General features: G+C 64.9%; 15 protein-coding genes. 4 read left to right on the top strand and 11 right to left on the bottom strand.

Translation table 11 applies throughout. The features are described 5' to 3' along the window. Positions 1-219 precede the first annotated feature (219 nt). From FA85_RS04420 to FA85_RS04410, 3 genes are all read right to left on the bottom strand, one after another. On the bottom strand, positions 220-1458 hold the full coding sequence (locus FA85_RS04420; protein WP_051943401.1) for a hypothetical protein: 1239 nt from the start codon (positions 1456-1458) through the stop codon (positions 220-222). Continuing rightward, positions 1458-3824, bottom strand: coding sequence for a hypothetical protein (locus FA85_RS04415; protein WP_036111499.1), 2367 nt, complete (start codon positions 3822-3824; stop codon positions 1458-1460). Before FA85_RS04415 ends, FA85_RS04420 begins: the two co-directional genes overlap by 1 nt. Positions 3825-3897: 73 nt before the next feature. After that, positions 3898-4773: a DMT family transporter gene (locus FA85_RS04410; RefSeq protein ID WP_036111503.1), complete on the bottom strand. Its 876-nt coding sequence runs from the start codon at positions 4771-4773 to the stop codon at positions 3898-3900. 139 nt (positions 4774-4912) lie between these two features. On the opposite strand from FA85_RS04410, the gene FA85_RS04405 reads away from it, so the two are divergent. From FA85_RS04405 to FA85_RS04395, 3 genes are all read left to right on the top strand, one after another. Then, positions 4913-6082: an acyl-CoA dehydrogenase family protein gene (locus FA85_RS04405; protein ID WP_036111506.1), complete on the top strand. Its 1170-nt coding sequence runs from the start codon at positions 4913-4915 to the stop codon at positions 6080-6082. A gap of 10 nt (positions 6083-6092) precedes the next feature. Then, positions 6093-6629, top strand: coding sequence for a GNAT family N-acetyltransferase (locus FA85_RS04400; RefSeq protein ID WP_036111508.1), 537 nt, complete (start codon positions 6093-6095; stop codon positions 6627-6629). Positions 6630-6692: 63 nt separating this feature from the next. Beyond that, entirely contained in the window at positions 6693-8966 is a 2274-nt protein-coding gene (locus FA85_RS04395) for a thiamine pyrophosphate-dependent enzyme (protein ID WP_036111510.1), read from the top strand. A gap of 13 nt (positions 8967-8979) precedes the next feature. Here FA85_RS04395 and FA85_RS04390 read toward each other — a convergent pair whose 3' ends face one another. From FA85_RS04390 to amaB, 6 genes are all read right to left on the bottom strand, one after another. Then, a complete protein-coding gene (locus FA85_RS04390) occupies positions 8980-10701 on the bottom strand; it encodes a sensor domain-containing diguanylate cyclase (protein WP_081907405.1) in 1722 nt (573 codons plus the stop codon). A gap of 155 nt (positions 10702-10856) precedes the next feature. Beyond that, the gene (ppk1, locus tag FA85_RS04385; RefSeq protein WP_036111513.1) at positions 10857-13016 is read right to left on the bottom strand and encodes a polyphosphate kinase 1; all 2160 of its coding nucleotides are present in this window, start codon (positions 13014-13016) and stop codon (positions 10857-10859) included. Positions 13017-13114: 98 nt separating this feature from the next. Beyond that, complete coding sequence (murB, locus tag FA85_RS04380) at positions 13115-14155, bottom strand: UDP-N-acetylmuramate dehydrogenase (RefSeq protein ID WP_239739766.1); 1041 nt, start codon at positions 14153-14155, stop codon at positions 13115-13117. Then, positions 14152-15180, bottom strand: a complete 1029-nt coding sequence (locus tag FA85_RS04375) for a quinone-dependent dihydroorotate dehydrogenase (protein ID WP_036111516.1) — start codon at positions 15178-15180, stop codon at positions 14152-14154. Before FA85_RS04375 ends, murB begins: the two co-directional genes overlap by 4 nt. After that, positions 15180-15947 (bottom strand): class I SAM-dependent methyltransferase, encoded by a 768-nt coding sequence (locus tag FA85_RS04370; protein WP_036111518.1) that lies wholly within the window; start codon positions 15945-15947, stop codon positions 15180-15182. The genes FA85_RS04375 and FA85_RS04370 overlap by 1 nt, the downstream gene beginning before the upstream one ends. 15 nt (positions 15948-15962) lie before the next feature. Further along, complete coding sequence (gene amaB, locus FA85_RS04365) at positions 15963-17498, bottom strand: L-piperidine-6-carboxylate dehydrogenase (RefSeq protein ID WP_036111521.1); 1536 nt, start codon at positions 17496-17498, stop codon at positions 15963-15965. A 176-nt stretch (positions 17499-17674) separates the two neighbouring features. Between amaB and FA85_RS04360 the strand changes: the two genes are divergently transcribed. Continuing rightward, complete coding sequence (locus tag FA85_RS04360; protein ID WP_036111524.1) at positions 17675-17938, top strand: hypothetical protein; 264 nt, start codon at positions 17675-17677, stop codon at positions 17936-17938. Positions 17939-17949: 11 nt separating this feature from the next. Here the strand turns inward: FA85_RS04360 and FA85_RS04355 are convergent, their stop codons facing one another. Next, positions 17950-18498: a hypothetical protein gene (locus FA85_RS04355; protein ID WP_036111527.1), complete on the bottom strand. Its 549-nt coding sequence runs from the start codon at positions 18496-18498 to the stop codon at positions 17950-17952. Positions 18499-18508: 10 nt separating this feature from the next. After that, a complete protein-coding gene (locus FA85_RS04350) occupies positions 18509-19702 on the bottom strand; it encodes a hypothetical protein (RefSeq protein WP_036111530.1) in 1194 nt (397 codons plus the stop codon). Between the last annotated feature and the right edge of the window lie 70 nt (positions 19703-19772).

Genomic DNA, 19772 nt, shown 5'->3' with positions numbered 1-19772 from the left:
GGGTGTCGACGCGAGGTGGCCGTCGTCGCGATGGGCGGCAACGAACTGCTTCAATGCATCGGACTCGCGTCTCGCCAGCGCTTCATCGCGTGGCGCATGGACCACGCAGATCGTGAAACGGAGGTCGAGTGTGATGTCGTTGTTGCCGCAGCGATGCGACGGGGCATGTGCCGCACGGGGTGTCGAACAACTGAGTCCACTTCTCCCCGGATGCCGGGATCAGAGACCCATCACGGGCCCTGTCCGGGTAACGGACGCTTGCTGACTTGCTTGCTGCATGGAGGCATCGAGGGCTTGCTGTTGTAAGGCGGCATCCCATTGCTGACCTTGGGCGAGGCTCCGCTCCATAGGCGGTGCGGGTGGGGCCAGGTCGAGTGTGGCGACAGACCCCGGGCGGATCCCCGTGCACACGATGCTCCGCCCCTGAACCTCGACGTCACACAACTCACTTGCGTCGCGTATGTTCGATTGACGCGCGACAAGCGCCATCTGTGCCGCTTTATCGTTTGAAATCTCCATGGGGAGCTGCATGCGAAGTGACGCGTAGAGCGGGTCCGAATGGGCGCTCGGTAGACTTGTTCGCGGGTGGGCGTCTGCCATCGGATGAGGCGATCCGATCAGCCGGCCGGGGTCGTCGGGATGGAAGTCCTTACGAGCGGCCTCCCTTTCCAGGCGAAGACTCCGCGTATCCTCCAGCTCCCGCAGCAGCCTGGGATCGGTGACGTCCTTCATCTCGGTATACGACACGGTCGTGGTCGGTTGCGCACTAGTAAATTCGCTCCAGTCGCCGTTGCGGTCGCGCCCGAAGAAATGATCGTTCCGCCCGATGACGTTGGGTTCCATGTGAGACCTGTCGCCGATGGCCGAGGTCCAGGCCGCGGCCATGTCTGCGCCGTATGAGGCGCGCTCCGCTGCTGACATGCCTGCCGCGCGCGCCATGTCACCCAGTGTGGCTGCGCCACGGCGGGTTCCCATGAGATCGTTGTCCAGCATGGTCTTCCAGATTTTCTCGGACTCTTCCGGACCGTTCGCGCCGTGATGGCGAGCGGCTTCGAGCAGCTTGCGCGGCGTCCATGCATTGGGATCGATATGAATTGCGTTAAATGACAGGTCGTGAGCGTCCTGCACGAGCTTGCCGGAAAGGTTGAGTGCTCCTTGAACGTCACCTATTTCCATTCTTTCCTGACGGATGTTGAAATCGTTCTGGATCAGTTTTACACCGAAGTCATCCCACTCTCGCTCGCTCAGCACTCTTCCGCCGTGCTGCTGCGCGTAGTGCTGAGCGTACGCATTGGCTGTGGCGCCGGGCATGTTGTCATTGCGAACTACGCCTAACGCTAAGCGCCCATAGCCATCGTTTCCGGGTAGTTCTGCAAGATAGTTCCAGTACAGCTCACGGTTGCCCGCGGCCGCGTACCCGGACAGAACATCGAGATTTTTTTCCGTCAAGCCGGTCATCACTTCACCTCACGCGCTTTCAATGTCTCGCGGACGAATGTTTCCATTCGCTGCCACTCGGGCATGACTACTCTGAGATAGCTTAAGGTCACTGACAGCCGGTACTCGGGCACCAGGAATCGATGTCTACATGTCGCGCGGTGCGAACGATCTGAGATATCGACGATTCGCCCCGACTCGATTCGTACGCCATCCGGATGCGGCGCGGGTGTGCAGGCGATGACCGTCGTGGGAATTCCGTCTGCCCCCATGCGGACGTACCAGTCGTCGTTCTGCATGGGGTCGGGCGGCCTGACGTTGGTTCCGTAATTCTTTATGTAGAAATCACGGAACTTGCTGAAATCTACGGAATACCTCGTCAGGCCGTAGGAGGTTTTTCCTTCGATTCGTGCATGGAGATCTTTGACGATACGCTCACGCTCGGTTGGATTGCCTGGATCCATTGGTTCGATCGCGCGACGGAGCAGGGCGCGATACTGCGCGTCTGACAGCCGGTCGGCTGTGGACAAGTCAATACTTATGTGATTGATGAAATTATCGTTTGTGTCGTGGTAATCGACGCCGAGCGCCAGCGGCTGCAGAGAGGGCCACTGCACGTCGAGCATCACTCCACCATCTGGATCAGGTCCAGACTGTTGGTAGTACATGCTCTTCGGAAAGCGGAAGCGGTAAGGTCCGAGTTTTGCCTCGACGGTTGGTACGACGTCCCTAGCTTTGTCGGCGGGAGCTGGCGGCGAAAGCGATGTTGCTGCCGCGCCGACTACGACGGGAGCCGCCGCAAGCGCCGCAAGAAACGCAATCAAAGACTTGGAAACAGGCATGGCCTCTCCTTGGTCGATCGTCTGGGGCGGCGGCGTGTTCGGCTTCCGCGATGAGGTCAAGGTACGGCAAATGACGGGTGTCGGCACCGACGGGGTCACCACGATCTGCTCGCCCGTCCGCAGGGACATGAGGCCGGTCGGCGATGCGGGTGTCGACGCGAGGTAGCCGTCGCCGCGATGGGCGGCAACGAACTGCTTCAATGCATCGGACTCACGCCTCGCCAGCGCTTCATCGCGTGGCGCATGGACGACGAAAGCCGTGAAACGGCGGTCGAGCATGATGGCGTTGTTGCCGTAGCGGTCGTGCAGGGCGCTCAGGCCCCGCGTCGTGGCAAGACATCGCCACGGCGATTCCGCGTCGGTTAGCGCGGCGATGGGCGGAAGCGTGTCGAGGGCATGGGCCACCAGTAACGACGACTCGCCCACGTCCAGCGCCGCCTGCCACTGGCGTATGGCCGATTCGATAAAGGGACCGGACGCGGTGCGCCACCGATCGGGCACATCCAGGTACACAGTCGCTCGCCGCCAGGATGCCGGTGCCAGCCTTTCGCTCCGCGTGGCGGCATCCACGATCGGGTCCGCAAAAGGTGCCAGAACGTCGGAGACACGCTCCCAAACGATATCGATACCGGCATCATCAAGCCCCAGCCACCCACGAAGTCCTCCCCTGGCCTGGAAACCGACTTCAGGACGCTCTGCCAGCATCTGCAGGAAGGCGCGTCGGGATACGTAGTGGACGGCCTGTGCGCAAAGCCGGTGGATATCGCCCGGGGCGGCGGGCGGCGCCTCGTTGTGCGCAGACCGCAGCACGTCGGCGACCACATGCGCCAGGCTGACGAATGCGTTCCGCGTGTGACTGACGATGAATCGTTCGTGTCGGTTCGCTTCGGGGAACCACGCCGCAGCAAGGTGTCGAAGCTCATCGGCCGACAAACCTTGCGGTCCCCACGCGCCGGCCAACGGATTCCAGGCAGGGCCGCCTCCGAAAGGGTTCAGCCGAAGGACGGTCCTCCCGGGTGCCGCGTGTGCGAAGGCAAGGCTGCGGGAGCCGCAGTCGATGACGAGGGTGGACCCGTCTGCGTGTCGCAGCGACGCAAGGACGACGGCGTGCGCCTCAGGGTAATACGGAGCGGATACGATGACTGACGCGGCATCGGGTGCGCCCAGCGTGCGCCCACGCTCTTTCGTTACGTGAATTACACCGGGCTTGATCGCGGTAAGCAGGAGGGACGAGGCTGATAAGCGGTCGAATGGGCCGGACACCGGGACCGAGGGAGCCCGGCGCCGCAAAAACACGATACCCAGGCACCACAGCAATAGCGGCAGCACCAGCCCCGCGCCCGCGCAGATCGCGATGCGCGTTGCGTAGGGGCGGTAAGCCGGCTGATCGAGCACCTGCCAGTAGTCGTGCCACAGGCCGGGTGCGAAGGCCGACATCGGCAGGCCTAGTGAGAAAAGGATCAATCCGCTCGCGAGAGAGGGGGCGATCGCACACGCGCCGAGGGCCGAAACAGCCGCGCCGACGCGCCAGAACCATGGCTCCATGCCATTCCTTGGTGATTGTTTTCCGGGTCGAATTATCGCATGGGTACGGCCACGGCAAACTTGCCGACGCGACTCAGACGATGTTCGTCCACCGCCACCAGTCGGTCTTCTTCTCTTCGCGCACGAAGGTGAAAAGCCCCGCGCCGAGAATCAGCACGATGCCCACGAGCATCGGCCAGTCGAGATGATCGTGGAAAATCAGATACCCGAACAGGATCGCCCACAACATCTGGCTGTACTGGGTCGGTGCCACGCGCGCCGCCGGGGCGTTCTGCGTGGCAAGCATCAGCAGGACCGCGCCCGCCGCCGCGAGCAGCCCGTAGCCAAGCACCAGGAACCACTGGTGCAGGTCCGGCCACACGAAGTGCGGCAGCATCATGATGAAGCCGGCGATCATCGGCCCGATCACGCCCGCGCCGTAGAGGGTGATGCGCTTCTCGGTGGCTCCGGCCATGCGTAGGGCGATGATCGACAAGGCGCCGGTGATTCCGCAGATGATCGCCGCGACGTGGCCCTGGCCCAGGTGACGGAAGCCGGGCCGCAGAACGACCAGTACGCCGAGAAATCCCACGACCACCGCGGACCAGCGTCGCCAGCCCACGTGCTCGCGGAGGAAGACCACCGAGAGAATCGTCACGAAGATCGGCAGCAGGAAGATCAGCGAGAACGCCTCGGCCATCGGCAGGGCCGTAAAAGCCATGACGGCGGTGATGTTGCCGATGGCGCCGGCCATGGCGCGCAGCAGCCAGAGGCCGGGCATCTTCGACACCACGACCTCGCTCCAGCGGTCCCCCGGCTTCTTCAGGAACGGAAACGCCGCCATGGCGAGCACGGCGCCAAAGAACACCGCTTCGTACGGCGGCAGGGAGCCCTCGAGGGACTTCACGAAGGCATCGCTCCACGCGTAAGCCGCGTAGCAGGCGAAACCGAGCAGGACGCCTTTGAACATGGGGAAAATCCTGAAGGCGGGGGCATCCCATTATGCAAACGTTTGCAGCCCTCGTATGCATGTTGCGGGACGCCATGACCCCGACCCCGCGCGGGTCTACAATCGAGGGCTTTCCGGCTGCCCACGTACGAGTACCCGCATGGCTCACCGTCTCGACCCGCTCGATCTTTACGACGTCCGCTCGCTGCTTACCGATGAGGAGCGCGCCGTGCAGGACGCCGTTGGCCGTTTTGTCGACGAAAAGGTGTTGCCGATCATCGGCGACGCGTTCGAGCAGGGGCGTTTCCCGGCGGAACTGGTCTCCGAGATCGCCTCGCTGGGCCTGCTCGGCGCCACGCTGCCCGAGGAATACGGCTGCGCCGGCATGAACGCCGTGAGCTATGGCCTGATCTGCCAGGAGCTGGAGCGAGGCGATTCCGGTCTGCGCAGCTTCGCCTCGGTGCAGAGCTCGCTGTGCATGTATCCGATCTCCGCCTACGGTTCCGAGGAACAGAAACGCGAGTACCTGCCGCGCATGGCCGCGGGCGAGGTGATCGGGTGCTTCGGTCTGACCGAGCCGCACGGCGGGTCGGACCCTGCCAACATGAAAACCGTGGCCCGCCAGGACGGCGGCGACTGGGTGATCAACGGTGCCAAGATGTGGATCACCAACGGCAACCTGGCGCACATCGCCATCGTCTGGGCGCAGACCGACGACGGCATCCAGGGCTTCATCGTGCCGACGGACACCAGGGGTTTCGCCGCGCAGGAAGTCCACAAGAAGATGAGTCTGCGCGCCTCGGTGACGTCGGGCCTGTTCTTCGACGACGTACGTGTTCCCGATAGCGCGCGGCTGCCCAACGTCAAGGGTCTGAAGGGCCCGTTGGGCTGCCTCAACCAGGCGCGCTACGGCATCACCTGGGGCCCGATCGGCGCCGCGCAGGCCTGCCTGAAGGAAGTGCTCGACTACGCCTCGCAGCGCATTCTGTTCGGCCGCCCGCTGGCGGCCAACCAGGCCGTGCAGATCCGCGTCTCCGACATGGCACGCCGCATCACGACGGCGCAGCTGCTTTCGTTGCAGCTCGGTCGCCTGAAAGATGCCGGCCGGCTTCAGCCGACGCAGGTGTCGCTGGCGAAGTGGAACAACGTGCGCATGGCGATCGATATCGCGCGTGACTGCCGCGACATCCTCGGTGGCGCGGGTATCACGACCGAGCATTCGGCAATCCGCCACGCGCTGAACCTGGAATCGGTCATCACCTATGAAGGCACCGAGACCGTTCACCAGCTGGTGGTCGGTCGGGAGCTCACCGGCATCAACGCATTCTGAGGCACGTGCCATGCACGGCCCGCGTATCGAGACCGATCGGCTGATCCTGCGCCCCACCGCGGCGGAGGATTTCGAGGCGTGGGCCGCATGCATGGGCGATCCGGAAGTGAATCGCTTCCTGGGCGGCCCGCAGCCACGCGCCGTGGCCTGGCGCAACTTCATGACCATGGCCGGCTGCTGGAGCATCAACGGCTTCGGCATGTTCTCCGTCATCGAGCGCGCGAGCGGTCGCTGGATCGGTCGTCTGGGTCCCTGGCAGCCCGAGGGCTGGCCGGGCCATGAGATCGGCTGGGGCATGGCGCGGGATACCTGGGGCAAGGGCTACGCGACCGAAGGCGCCGCCGCGTCGATGGACTGGGCGTTCGACCATCTCGGCTGGAGCCAGGTGATTCATTCGATCGCGCCGACGAATATCGCGTCCATCGCCGTGGCGAAGAAGCTCGGTTCTCGCTGGCAGGGGCCCGGCGCGCTGCCGGCGCCGTCCACGGACGTTGTCGTCGACCTCTGGGGCCAGACGCGCGAGCAGTGGCTCGCCCGGCGTCGCTGACGTATACGCCGGGCGGGCTCGTGTGTGGCCTCGCCCGGCTCTCTCTCTTACGAGTATTTCGCCATGTCCGTCCCACATCCCATCCCCGCCCGGCACAAGGGCTTCAACCGCGCCGAGATCGTCGACCAGAACTTCGTCGAGTACGTGCAGTTCTGGCAGGGCGACGTCGCGCGCGCGCCGCAGGACGATGAACCGGTATTGCCGGGCAGCGCGCTGGATGCACGCGATTTTCGCGAACTGCTCGAGTCGCAGCTGATCAGCCGCCATCTCGATCTGATGGCACGGGTGCTGCGCGTACAGAATAAGGTGTTCTATACGATTGGCTCGTCGGGGCACGAGGGTAACGCGATGGTGGCGCGGCTGACGCGGCACACCGATCCGGCCTTCCTGCATTATCGCAGCGGCGGTTTCATGGCCGAGCGGTTCCGCAAGCTGCCGGGCATGGATCCGGTGATGGATTCCGCGCTGTCATTCGCGGCGAGCCGCGAAGATCCCGCCTCGGGCGGGCGGCACAAGGTGTGGGGCAGCAAACCGTTATGGGTGTTGCCGCAGACCTCCACCATCGCATCGCACCTGCCCAAGGCGCTGGGCACGGCCATTGCGATCGAGCAAGGACGCCGCATCGGGCATGCCCTGCCGATCCCTCAGGATTCGATCGCGGTGTGCTCGTTCGGCGATGCATCCTCGAACCACGCGACCGCGCAGACGGCCTTCAATGCGGCGGCGTGGACCGCGTACCAGAAGCTGCCCGCCCCGGTGCTGTTCGTCTGCGAGGACAACGGCATCGGCATCTCGGTGAAGACGCCGGGCGGCTGGGTCGCCAACAACTTCCGTCACCGCCCCGATCTGGATTACTTCCATGCCGACGGGCTGGACCTGGCGGGCGGTTACGCCGATGTCCAGCGCGCCGTCGAACACTGCCGACGCACGCGGCGTCCGACCTTCCTGCACCTGACCACCACGCGCGTCATGGGCCATGCCGGCACCGACTTCGAGATCGAGTGGCGCTCGATCGACGAGCTGGTGGCTCTCGAAGCGACCGATCCGTTGCTACGCAGCGCGGCGATCGCGCTGGCCTCGGGTCTGTACGACAAAGACAGCTTGCTCAATCTTTACAACGCCACGCGCAACCGCTGTTTCGAAGCGGCCGAGGACGCCGATCGCCGCCCGCGGCTCGCGTCGCTCGAGGAAGTCATGGCGCCGCTGGCGCCGTATACGCCGGACGCGGTTCGTGCGGAAGCGGAACGCGCCGCCGATGCCGCCGAGCGGGAGCGTGTGTTCGGCGGCGCCGACAAGCTCCCCGAGGCGCAGCCGCCGAAGCATCTGGCCGTCCAGATCGGTCAGGCCCTGCACGATCTCATGGCGAAGTATCCGGAAAGCCTGCTGTTCGGCGAGGACGTCGCGCAGAAGGGTGGTGTGTACACGGTCACCAAGGGTCTTCATAAGGCGTTCCGCAACACGCGGGTATTCAACACGCTGCTCGACGAAACGATGATTCTCGGCCTCGCGCAGGGCTATGCCAACATGGGCATGCTGCCGCTGCCGGAGATCCAGTACCTGGCGTATTTCCATAACGCCTGCGATCAGATCCGCGGTGAAGCGGCCTCGCTGCAGTTCTTCTCGAACGACCAGTACCGGAACCCGATGTTGATGCGCGTGGCCTCGCTGGGTTATCAGCGCGGTTTCGGCGGTCACTTCCACAACGACAATTCGATCACCGCGCTGCGCGACATCCCCGGCCTTGTCGTAGGCTGCCCGAGTCGCGGGGACGATGCCGCGACGATGCTGCGCACGATGGCGGCGCTGGCGAAGGTGGATGGCCGCGTGACGGCCTTCCTCGAACCGATCGCGCTGTACATGACCAAGGACCTCCACGAGGCTGGCGACGGTCGGTGGCAGTTTTCCTACCCGGCACCCGGTGAGGCCATGCCGCTGGGCGAGGGGCGGGTTTATGGCGACGACGCCGACGACCTCGTGGTGTTCACGTTCGGCAACGGCGTGCCGATGAGTCTGCGTGCCGCGAAGCGTATCGAGGCGGAGCAGGGCTGGAAGGTACGCGTGGTCGATCTGCGCTGGCTGGTGCCGCTGAACGATGGCTTCATCGCGACGCAGGCGGCGAAGGCGAAGCGCATCCTCGTCGTGGACGAGGGGCGCAAGAGCGCGGGCGTCGGCGAGGGAGTGATCACGGCGATCGTCGAGGCAGGCCTCGGACACGTGCCGTTGCGCCGGGTCGTGGGTGCGGACACGTTCACACCGCTGGCGGGGGCGGCGTTTCTGGTATTGCCGGGGGACGACGATATCGTGGCCGCGGCGGAATCGATGCGGGAGCGCACGTAGACCGCAGCGCGGCCTAGTTGGCGACCTTACCCTCGCGCCGCACCAGGGCCGGCCCCGCCGGCCCCGAGCACACCACCCGGTTGCGGCCCGCCAGCTTGGCCGCATACATCGCCGCGTCGGCACGTTCGATCAACGACTGCAACGTATCCGCCGGCGTGCGCAAAGCCACGCCGATGGACACCGTGAGCGGTTCGCTGTTCTCGCCCAGGTGAGCATCCAGTCGTGTGATGCGGCGGCACAACCGTGTGGCAACCTGCATGGCGTTCTCGCGATCCACGCCCTGCAGCATGGCGACGAACTCCTCACCGCCGAACCGACCCAGCAGATCCGAAGGCCTCAGTTCGTCTCGCAATGCCGCCGCCACCGCCACGAGCGCGCGGTCGCCCGCCGCGTGACCGAAGCGGTCGTTGAGTTCCTTGAAATGGTCCAGGTCGAGGAAGAGCAGGGCGATCGGACGCGACATGCCTTGCTCCAGACGCTCCAGCGCGGCATCCGTCCAGGCGCGGCGGTTGTGCACCCCGGTCAGCGGATCGCTGTCGGCCAGCTGCCGCGCGCGATCGCGATCGTGGCGGATGGTGAGTGCGCGGTCCGACAAGCCGATCGACAGCACGATGGCCTCGAAGGCCCCGAAGGCGATCGCCGCGTTGGGCAGCCACGGCGCGTCGGCAAGCATGCCCTGTGCCTGCGCGCCGCATAACGCGGTCAGCAACAGCAACGGTGTCCAGCCCACGAGGAAGAACCAGGCGTGTCGCGAGCCGCGGGCCGCGGCGATGGCGCCGGCGACCAGCAGCAACGATGCGCCGATCAGAAGCAACGGCTGTAGCAGCAAGGCCGCCGTCTGCACGAGGACCTCGATACCCGTCGCACGCAGCACGATCAGCACGGGCATGCCGACGGCGAACGCCAGTACCGGCATGCGCAACAGCGGTGCGTAGTCATCGATCTTGGCGAAGCGAAGCACGAACAGCGCCGAGAACGAGACGGAGAGCGACGTCGCCGCGGCGCCGAGCGTATCGCCCATGCCCGCCAGCGACTCGAACTCCAGGGGATGGAAGATGTAGCCCGTCTTTACGCCCTGGATGAGCGCGTAGCAGACCAGATAAGCCGCGTACCAGCCGAAAGTCATGTCACGCAGGATGGCGGCGAAGCACATCGCCATCAGTGCCATCGTCAGGATGACCGCGAAACAGGCCGTCGCGAAAGCGACCCAGCCACTGTCTTCGCGAAGATAGTCGGCCCACGAGCTGGTCGACATGGTGACCGCTCCGGCGGGCATCGTCGTCGGTTCGAACTTGAGCAGGATCGTGTGCGACGCGGGCATCGACGCGGGCAGGCTGAACATCAGGCGCCCATGTCCATGCACGCCGGGGCCGAAGTCTTCGAGCGAAGTGGACACCGCCCGCCCGTGTTCGTCGTAGAGGGACACGGCGCCGAGCCCGGGCGTGTTGATGCTGAGCACGCGTTCGCCGGCGGTCCAGGGCGGAAGTTGCCGCAGAATGACCCAGGTGCCGTTGGCCGAGGCCGGGAAGACCTGCATGCGCGCCGGGTCGAACGAGGCGAGCGGCCGGTTGTAGGCTTCGAGCAGGACGTCCGACGGGACATCGCCGGGATGGGCCTCACGCCAGTTACCGGTGAGGGTGGCCGCGGGTGTCGCCATGACGGTGAAGAGCAGGCAGGTGACGACCGCCTGGATCAGGCGATGTAACCACTGCCACTGTCTTTCCCTCGAGCTCATGCCAGTCCTGCATCCGACGTACGGCGGCGCGCCAGCCGGGCGCGCGACGTGGATCCGGCGGCATTCCAAGGAAAGCCCGTCTCCCTTACCAGCGGCCACATTGTGCCGCTATTCGGCAAGCATGTCGCCTTGGCCGTTGGGGGTAGGTGAAGGGCCTAGGCGGCCGCCGGAGCGGCCAGACCGCCGAATCGCTCGAGCAGCTGGGTCTGCGCGTCCCGTACCGGCTGCCCGGTTGCCGGCTGGAGCAGCGTGTAACCGCCATCGGCCTGCTGGACCCAGGCCGAATGGTTGTCGGTCAGGTAGAGGTCGAGCTCGCGGCGCACACGCTGGCGCAGCTTCTTGCCCTCGATGGGGAAGCACGTCTCGACGCGGCGGTCGAGATTGCGCTCCATCAGGTCGGCACTGGCCAGGAAAAGTTCGGGCTCGCCATCGTTGTGGAACCAGTAGACGCGGCTGTGCTCCAGGAACCGGCCGACCACCGAGCGCACGCGGATGTTCTGCGACACACCCGGAATGCCGGGCCTCAGGCAGCACATGCCGCGAACGATGAGCTCGACGCGGACGCCCGCCTGGCTCGCCCGGTACAGCGCGCGAATGAGCTTGGGGTCCGTGACCGCGTTGATCTTGAAGACGAGCTCCGCCTTTTTACCGGCGGCGGCGTTCGTCGCCTCGCGAGCGATCAGGTCGAGCAGGCCCTTTTTCAGGGTGAACGGCGCATACAGCATGCGCTTCATCTTCAGTGCCTTGCCCATGCCCGTGAGCAGACGGAACAGGCGATGCACGTCGTCGCACAAGGCCTCGTCCGAGGTCAGCAGGCTGTAATCGGTGTAGAGGCGCGCGTTGCCCGAGTGATAGTTGCCCGTGCCGAGGTGGGCGTAGCTCACCAGTTTTCCGTTCTCGCGACGCTGCACGAGCATGAGCTTGGCATGTGTCTTCACGCCGACGACGCCATAGGTCACCACCGCACCGGCCTGCTGCAGGCGTGAAGCGAGGCTGAGGTTGGATTCCTCGTCGAAGCGCGCACGCAGCTCGACCACGGCGGTGACCTCCTTGCCTGAGCGCGCGGCTTCCACCAGCGCGTCGACGATTTCCGAATTGGCTCCGCTCCGGTACAGCGTCTGCTTGATCGTCAGCACCTGCGGGTCCTTCGCCGCCTGGCGCAGGAAGTCGACGACGGGCGAGAACGACTCGAACGGGTGGTGCAGCAATACGTCCTGTTTGCCGATGACCGCGAACATGTCTTCGGCCTCGGCCAGCACCTTGGGCAGTGCCGGGATGAAGGTCGGGAACTGCAGGCGCGCATACTGTGGCTGCAGGGTCATCTCGAAAAGGCGAGCCAGGTTGACCGGGCCGTTGACTTCGTAAAGGGAGTCGGCCTCGAGCGAATACTGTTTCAGCAGATAGTCGACCAGCGGCTTGGGACAGTTATCCGCGACTTCCAGACGCACGGCGTCGCCGTAGCGCCGCGAAAAGAGCTCGCCGCGCAGCGTGCGCGCGAGATCTTCCACGTCTTCCGGATCGATCGTGAGATCCGCGTTGCGGGTCAGACGGAACTGATACGAGCCCAGAACGCGCATGCCGGGGAAAAGATCGTCCGCGTGCGCATGGATGATCGAGGAGAGCAGGACGTAATTGTCGCCGCCCTCACAGATCTCCGGGGGCATGCGGATCAGACGCGGAAGGATACGCGGGGCGGGAACGATGGCGAGGCCCGAATCCCGGCCGAACGCATCGGTGCCTTCCAGCTGCACGATGAAGTTGAGGCTCTTGTTGACCAGCCGGGGGAACGGATGGGTCGGATCGAGGCCGATCGGCGTGACCAGAGGCGCCACTTCATGGCGGAAATAGCGGCGTACCCAGAGCTTCTGCTTATGCGTCCACTGGTTGCGCCGGACGATGGCGATGCCCTCGGCGGCCAGGGCCGGAAGGATCTTCTCGTTGAGGATCTGGTACTGCCGGTCGATCTGGCGGTGAGCGACCTCGGCGATCTCGGCGAGCACGCGGCGTGGCGGAATGCCGTCGGCGCCGATCACTTCGTGGTCGAACGCGATCTGCTGCTTCAGGCCGGCGACGCGGATCTCGAAGAACTCGTCCATGTTGGACGAAAAGATCAGCAGGAACTTGAGGCGTTCGATCAGCGGCTTGGATTCGTCCAGCGCCTGATCGAGGACGCGGATGTTGAACTGCAGCTGCGACAGTTCGCGATGGACATAGAGGCTGCTGTCGCCGAGGTCGACTTCCGGCAGATCCGGCGGCGCCACCGCTTTGCTGGCGGGGCTCTTGGGTGCCGTCGGCGTCTCGTTGGGTGGCGTCATCGTGTCCAGGGCGTCGTCCTCGTCGCGAATTACGACGACCCCATGGTACGCCGCCCGGGAAGGATATGACCGGGCTCTTACATCACCGTGACACGAGGTCAGATCACGAGTGGCTCGGGCTCGAGGGTGACGCCGAACATGGCCTCGACGCCCGCGATCACTTTCTGCGCGAAGCTCCACAGCTGGGGGCCGCTGGCCTTGCCGTGATTCACGAGAACCAGTGCGTGGCGATTGGACATGCCGGCATCGCCGTCGCGTGCGCCCTTGAAGCCCGCCGTTTCGATCAGCCACCCCGCGGAAAGCTTGGCCGTGCCGCCCGCATGCGGCCACACCGGCAGGCCAGGGTGGGCGAGCGCCAGGGCGTCGGCCTGATGGGCGCCGACGATGGGGTTCTTGAAGAAGCTGCCCGCATTGCCGATCACGGCCGGGTCGGGAAGTTTGCGCGAGCGCAGCCTGACGACGGCCTCGGCCACGTGATACGGGGTTGCGCGCTGCGCGCCCATCTTTTCCATTTCTTCGCGGATGCCCGCGTAGTCGAGTGACAGCGGCCTTTCACGCGGGAGATCGAAGGTCACCGCCACGACGATCCAGCGTCCAGGTTGCCGCTTGAACGCGGAGTCTCGATAGGAGAACGCACAGGCGGCCTTGTCGAGCAGGACGAACTCGCCCTTGTGCGTATCCCAGGCTTCCACCGTGTCGATGAACTCCGCCACTTCGACGCCGTACGCACCGATATTCTGAATGGGCGAGGCACCCACGGTGCCGGGGATCAGGATCAGATTCTCGAGGCCTGCGTAGCCCTGGCCCAGCGACCACCGCACGAAGTCATCCCAGCGTTCACCGGCGGCGACACGGATCAGTACGCGATCGTCGCGCTGAAACGTTTCGACGCCGCGGTTGGCGATGGCAACGACGGTCGCGTCGATGTCGCCCCTGATCAGCATGTTGCTGCCCTCGCCCAGGACCAGCACCTTGCCGTCGCGAACGGCAGGGTAGGCGAGCAGCCCGGGCAGCTTGCCGACGTCGTGCACCTCGGCCAGCAGCCGCGCCCGGGCATCCACGCGCAGCGTGTTCCGTCCGGCGAGCGGTGCGTCGCTGGTGAGCAGGAAGCCACCCATGTCGATGGGATCGTTGTTCATGCCACGATCCCGCGGCGACGGATTTCGGTGACGGCTTCGGCGATCAGCTTCGGGCCGCGGTAGACCAGGCCCGAATAGACCTGCACCAGGGATGCGCCGGCCTCGATTTTTTCGGCGGCGGTGTCGCCGTCGAGAATGCCGCCCACGCCGATGATGGGCAGCCGGTCGCCCACGCGGGCCTTCATGGCGCGCAGGACGCGAGTGGACTTCTCGAACAATGGCCGTCCCGACAGGCCGCCCACTTCGCCGGCATGCGGATCGCCGGCGACGGTGTCGCGGTCGATCGTGGTGTTGGTGCAGATGACGCCGTCGATACCGGAAGCGAGCAATACGTCGGCGATGGCGTCGAGTTCGCCTTCCGAGAGATCGGGAGCGATCTTCAGCAGCATCGGCTTGCGTGCCCCGTGTTTCGCGGCAAGGCTCTCCTGCGACTCGCGCAGCGTGCCGATGAATCGGCGCAGCGTCTCTTCCTCCTGAAGGTCGCGCAGGCCCTGTGTATTCGGGGAGGAAATGTTGACCGTCACGTAGCTGGCCAGCGGGTAGGCGCGATCGAGGCAGATCAGGTAATCGTCGATGGCACGCTCGTTGGGCGTGTCCTTGTTCTTGCCGATGTTGATGCCGAGCACGCCGCGGAAGGATGCCTTCCGTACGTTGCGCACCAGCGCATCGATGCCGCCGTTGTTGAAGCCGAGCCGGTTGATCACCGCCTCGTGATTCGGCAGCCGGAACATGCGCGGCTTGTCGTTGCCGGCCTGCGGACGTGGCGTCACGGTGCCGATCTCGACGAAGCCGAAGCCCATGGCCGCAAGGCCGTCGAGGTGCTCGCCGTTCTTGTCGAGGCCGGCCGCGAGACCGACGGGGTTCGGGAAGTCGATACCGAACACCTTCACCGGCAAGTCAGCCGGCGGCTTGGCTATCAGGCTGGAAAAGCCGCTGCGTTGCGCGACATCGGACGCGTAGAGCGTAAGGCCGTGCGCGGTCTCGGCGTCGAGGGCGAACAGCAGGGGGCGGATCAGGTCGTACATCAGGCGTCCGGGTGTCCCGCGAAGATACGGGTGTCGTAATCGAAATCGATGGTACCGCCGTCCTGCGTGGCGTCGAACAGCGAGCGCAGGGCGAACAACAGCGGTTCGTGGTTGGGGTGGCCGGGTTTCGGCATGTACGACGACGACATGGTCCGGCCGAGCAGCCCCTCGTAGTCCAGCTTCTGGCCGTGCGGAAACGACGCCATGCCGCGATAGCCATGGCCGAACCACTGCGCCATGGCTTCGTCATCGGCGTAGCGCCCGGCCACGCTGACATAGTCGATGCCGTACTCGTGCAGCAGACGCTCGTAGCCTTCGAGGAACGGCGTGCCGGTGAGCCGGCGCGTGTTCCAGAACACCGCCACCAGACCGCGGTCACTGAGCACGCGGGTGAACTCGGTGCGTACCTTTTCCTTGTCGAACCAGTGAAACGCCTGCCCGGCGATGATCAGGTCGACCGACCCGTCGGGCAGGCCGGTCGCTTCCGCGGTCCCGTCATGCGACCGGAAGCGCCCTTCGGTGCCCAGCCATTGCTCGGCCGCGGCGCGCATGGGTGCGTTCGGTTCGACGCCGGTCACGCGGTGCCCGGCGTCGAGGAACAGCTTGCTGGAGATGCCGGTACCGGCGCCGATATCGGCGACGGTCCAGTCCGGCCGCACGCCCTGCTCGTGAAGCCAGCCGACGAGCGCCCGGGGGTAGTCCGGCCGGAAGCGGACATAGTCCGCCACGCGGTCGGAGAAGCGATCCGTGGAGCGCAGGTCGGTCATGTCGTTGTCCGTGGGTCAGAACTCGAACTTGATGCCCTGGGCCAGCGGCAGCGAATCGGAGTAGTTGATGGTGTTGGTCTGGCGGCGCATATAGACCTTCCAGGCATCCGAACCCGACTCGCGACCGCCGCCGGTCTCCTTCTCACCACCGAAGGCGCCGCCGATTTCCGCGCCGGAGGTGCCGATGTTGATGTTGGCGATGCCGCAATCCGAGCCGGCGGCCGACAGATACTGTTCGGCGGCTTTCAAATCCTGCGTGAACAGCGCCGAGGACAGGCCCTGCGGCACGGCGTTCTGCTCCGCGATCGCCTCGTCCAGCGTGTCGAACGGCATCACGTAGAGGATCGGCGCGAAGGTCTCGGTCTGCACGACCTCGTCGGTATTGCTCAGGCCGGTGATGATCGTCGGCAGGACGAAGTTGCCCTTGCGGTCGGTGAGTGCCTTGCCGCCCGTACGCACCGTGCCGCCGGAGGCCTTGGCCTTCTCGACCGCGGCGACGAAGGTCTGCACGGCCTCGGGGCTGTTCAGCGGACCCATCAGGGTGGTCGCCAGCGTGGGGTCGCCGATCTTCTGCTCGACCTGGCCGTAGGCCTTGACGAGGGTGTCGACGACCTGGTCGTGGATGGAACGATGCACCAGGACCCGGCGCGTGCTGGTGCAGCGCTGACCGGCGGTGCCCACGGCGCCGAAGACGATGCCGGGAATGGCCAGCTTCAGATCGGCCGACTGGTCGAGGATGATGGCGTTGTTTCCGCCCAGTTCCAGCAGGCTGCGGCCCATGCGCTTCGCGACGCGCTCGCCGACCATGCGACCGACCCGGGTCGAACCGGTGAAGCTGATCAGCGGAACGCGCTTGTCGTCGACGAAAGTCTGCGCCAGATCGGTGCCCGCATCGTTGAACAGGAAGAAAATGTCCGGGAAGCCGGCTTCCTTGAGCGCCGCGTTGCAGATCTTCATGGTGGCGATGGCCGAGAGCGGCGTCTTCGGCGACGGCTTCCAGATGCTGATGTCGCCGCAGATAGCCGCCAGGAAGGCGTTCCAGGCCCAGACGGCCACCGGAAAGTTGAACGCGCTGACGATGCCGACCAGGCCGATCGGGTGCCACTGCTCGTACATGCGATGGCCCGGGCGCTCCGAATGCATCGTGTAGCCGTAGAGCATGCGGCTCTGACCCACCGCGAAATCGGCGATGTCGATCATTTCCTGAACTTCGCCGTCGCCTTCCGGCTTGATCTTGCCCATCTCGAGTGCGACCAGCGAACCCAGGGCGTCTTTATGCTGGCGCAGGGCCTCGCCGCAAAGGCGCACGGCCTCGCCACGGCGCGGGGCCGGCGTGGTCCGCCAGATCGCGAAGGCTTCCTGCGCGCGCTGCACGATCGTCTCGTAATCCGTGGCGCTCGTGGCCTGTACCGTCGCAATCCGCTCGCCGGTGGCCGGGTTCACCGGCGTGATGTTGCCGGCATCCGTGGTGGCGGCCCACTCGCCGCGACCGAGGTAGGTGCCCGATTCCGTGGCGTTGAGATCGAGCGCTGCGAGGATCTTCGAGGACATGACGAACTCCGGGAGCTAAAACCGCGATTCTAGCAAACGAGTCCTTCACATCCTGTTGTGCGGCGCGGGACGGATGTCGCGGGCGCGTCACGGTCGTCCGAACTTGCGAGCACCCTGCAAAGACACCGGCAAGTCTATGGTCTCTCTCACAATCCTTTAAGGGTCGGAGGCCGCACATGCCGCATATTTATGAGGTTCCCTATCTGCCCGACGCGTCCGGTGCCTGGACCCTCCGCACCCATGGGCGCGTCATGGAGCGCTTCAACTCGCGCGTTGAGGCCCTGCGGGCGGCGGTCGATCACGCGTCGGCCGACGGCGGTGACACCGGCATCGCCGTGGAGGGTGCCGACGGCATCTGGCGACCGTTCGGAGCCGATTTCAAACGCCCCGTAACGATCCCCAGACTGCCGACCCAGAGGCACCTTTCCGCCGTGCGATGACCTGCGCGGCTTCAGTGCTCGGGAGGTACGTTGATGATCATGCACGACACCTTGCCGTCGAGACCGTTGTCTTCGTGGTAGACCTTCGAGTAGACCACCTGGCCGTTACCGAAGTCCGTGTCCTCTAGGCTGTATTCGAAGCCCCAGGCGTAGGTGCGGGGTACCAGCTTCCGGAAGGTGAAGGACACCCAGTCGTCGCCTTTTCCGCACTTCGGATCGTCGTACAGTTCGACAACGGTTCCGGCGGGCACGTGTTCGAACTCGATCGACTTCGCTTCATCGTTGGCGCAATGGCCTTCCTTATCCCGGAAGTGGTACTGCGCGTGTGCTCCGATGGTGAGTGGGACGGAACAAACGGTGTCCTGCGTGAGGTTGTGTCCCTCGTAAAGTCGAACGTAAGGCGGCATGACCTTGGCGTCGCCCGTGCCGTCGGCTTCCTGTTGCGCTGACACGAACCCTCTGGCCTGTTGGACTGGATCCGCATAACCGGCGCTCGCGGCTAAAAGCATCGACAGAGCGATCGGCAAGCGGGCGAGCAACGTCGTGTTGTTATATTTCATGGCACTTCCCCTACATTTTGGCAATGGTGAGTTCATTGACCTTCGCAACGAACGACAGGGTAAGTGCGTGATCGTTGCCGTAAGCGTCCACGATGTGGATCGGCGTGCTTCTCACGGGGGCGACTGGCTTCTTCTCCTTGTCAAGGAGTCGGCCTGCCAAGTTGCCCATGAGTAGCCCGACGACCACGCGTGCCGGCGACGCGCCTTCGATCCTGCCCACGCATCGGTTGAACATCTCCAGAGGCGTGTACGACGCGGGCGGCTCTGCATTCCCGCCGCTTTCGACGGAAGGCGACGGTACCTCGATGGTCGCAAGGGGAGGAAGCGGAAAGTTTTCCGGTTTGTCGGCGCCAGGCTGGGCGTAATAGGCGACGCTCCATTGCACATGGTCGTTGAGGCTGCCGTTACCGTAGATCGAAAAACCCTCTTGCTTACCGGCGCTTCTGCTGACGGATCGGAGGCCCAGTTCGCGGCCGTTGTAAGAGACGTAAATGTAGTGCTCGTTGACCCAATAGAAGTAATCCGGGCTGCCGACTTTCACCGGCGCAAGGCGGCCGTCGGCGGAGGTGGCCCCGTAGCTGGTGATGGGCAGCGTCGGAAAAGCGGAAGGCCTGACGTTCACCCAGGAATTGAACTGGCCATCTTCGCCTTTGCCCACCGGGTCGTCGACCCCGATGCTGTTCGTGGTGATGTAGACCGGCGTCGCGGTGCGTGTGTTCGATGACGGGATCGGAATGCGCGCGGCGATCTGGCGCGACGACAGCGCCGAGGTGGACACATAAAGTGTGACGACACTCTGGTGAGGCGCGGGGCGCTGGACATCCGCCGATGGCGGACGGGTGCTCTCCGGGGACGCAGCCGTGTCGTGCTGCACCGCGCCGATAAGCGACTCGTCCCAGAGGTAGCCGTCATCGTGGGTCGAAAACGCCCAGTCAGGGTGGGGCTGGCCCGGATCGCGCCGGGGCAGGGGTTCGCCGCTGCTGTAGTCGATCAGTTCGATCGTATCGAGGTCCGCCTGCGTGAGATCGACCGGCTTGCGGTCGCTGTCGATCGCCTGCAGCATGACCCTCACGGCGCATTGCTGTCGCGTATTGTTGAACAGCTTCAGTGTGGGGCTTGTTTCGTTAAACGTATCCTTGTAGATCCTGAACAGCACGAGCTCCACCCAGCGACCTGCCTCTGGTGTCGTGACGTGTTTTTTCATCGGAACACTCCTGTTGTGGTGGCAAAGCCGAGCGGGTTGCAGCCGGCCCGGTGATCCATATGCATCCGAA

Source organism: Luteibacter mycovicinus (assembly GCF_000745235.1).
Taxonomy (GTDB): Bacteria; Pseudomonadota; Gammaproteobacteria; order Xanthomonadales; family Rhodanobacteraceae; genus Luteibacter; species Luteibacter mycovicinus.
The sequence above is the reverse complement of the archived record's forward strand: the minus strand, read 5'-3'. Positions and strand labels throughout refer to the sequence as shown.

Coding starts and splice junctions, on each gene's coding strand:
- amaB (WP_036111521.1), bottom strand. CDS start 17,498: ATGTCCTCGAAGATCCTCGCAGCGCTCGATCTCAACGCCACGGAATCG.
- FA85_RS04390 (WP_081907405.1), bottom strand. CDS start 10,701: ATGAGCTCGAGGGAAAGACAGTGGCAGTGGTTACATCGCCTGATCCAG.
- FA85_RS04415 (WP_036111499.1), bottom strand. CDS start 3,824: ATGGAGCCATGGTTCTGGCGCGTCGGCGCGGCTGTTTCGGCCCTCGGC.
- FA85_RS04420 (WP_051943401.1), bottom strand. CDS start 1,458: ATGACCGGCTTGACGGAAAAAAATCTCGATGTTCTGTCCGGGTACGCG.
- FA85_RS04395 (WP_036111510.1), top strand. CDS start 6,693: ATGTCCGTCCCACATCCCATCCCCGCCCGGCACAAGGGCTTCAACCGC.
- murB (WP_239739766.1), bottom strand. CDS start 14,155: ATGAACAACGATCCCATCGACATGGGTGGCTTCCTGCTCACCAGCGAC.
- FA85_RS04350 (WP_036111530.1), bottom strand. CDS start 19,702: ATGAAAAAACACGTCACGACACCAGAGGCAGGTCGCTGGGTGGAGCTC.
- FA85_RS04370 (WP_036111518.1), bottom strand. CDS start 15,947: ATGACCGACCTGCGCTCCACGGATCGCTTCTCCGACCGCGTGGCGGAC.
- FA85_RS04360 (WP_036111524.1), top strand. CDS start 17,675: ATGCCGCATATTTATGAGGTTCCCTATCTGCCCGACGCGTCCGGTGCC.
- FA85_RS04400 (WP_036111508.1), top strand. CDS start 6,093: ATGCACGGCCCGCGTATCGAGACCGATCGGCTGATCCTGCGCCCCACC.
- ppk1 (WP_036111513.1), bottom strand. CDS start 13,016: ATGACGCCACCCAACGAGACGCCGACGGCACCCAAGAGCCCCGCCAGC.
- FA85_RS04375 (WP_036111516.1), bottom strand. CDS start 15,180: ATGTACGACCTGATCCGCCCCCTGCTGTTCGCCCTCGACGCCGAGACC.
- FA85_RS04405 (WP_036111506.1), top strand. CDS start 4,913: ATGGCTCACCGTCTCGACCCGCTCGATCTTTACGACGTCCGCTCGCTG.
- FA85_RS04410 (WP_036111503.1), bottom strand. CDS start 4,773: ATGTTCAAAGGCGTCCTGCTCGGTTTCGCCTGCTACGCGGCTTACGCG.
- FA85_RS04355 (WP_036111527.1), bottom strand. CDS start 18,498: ATGAAATATAACAACACGACGTTGCTCGCCCGCTTGCCGATCGCTCTG.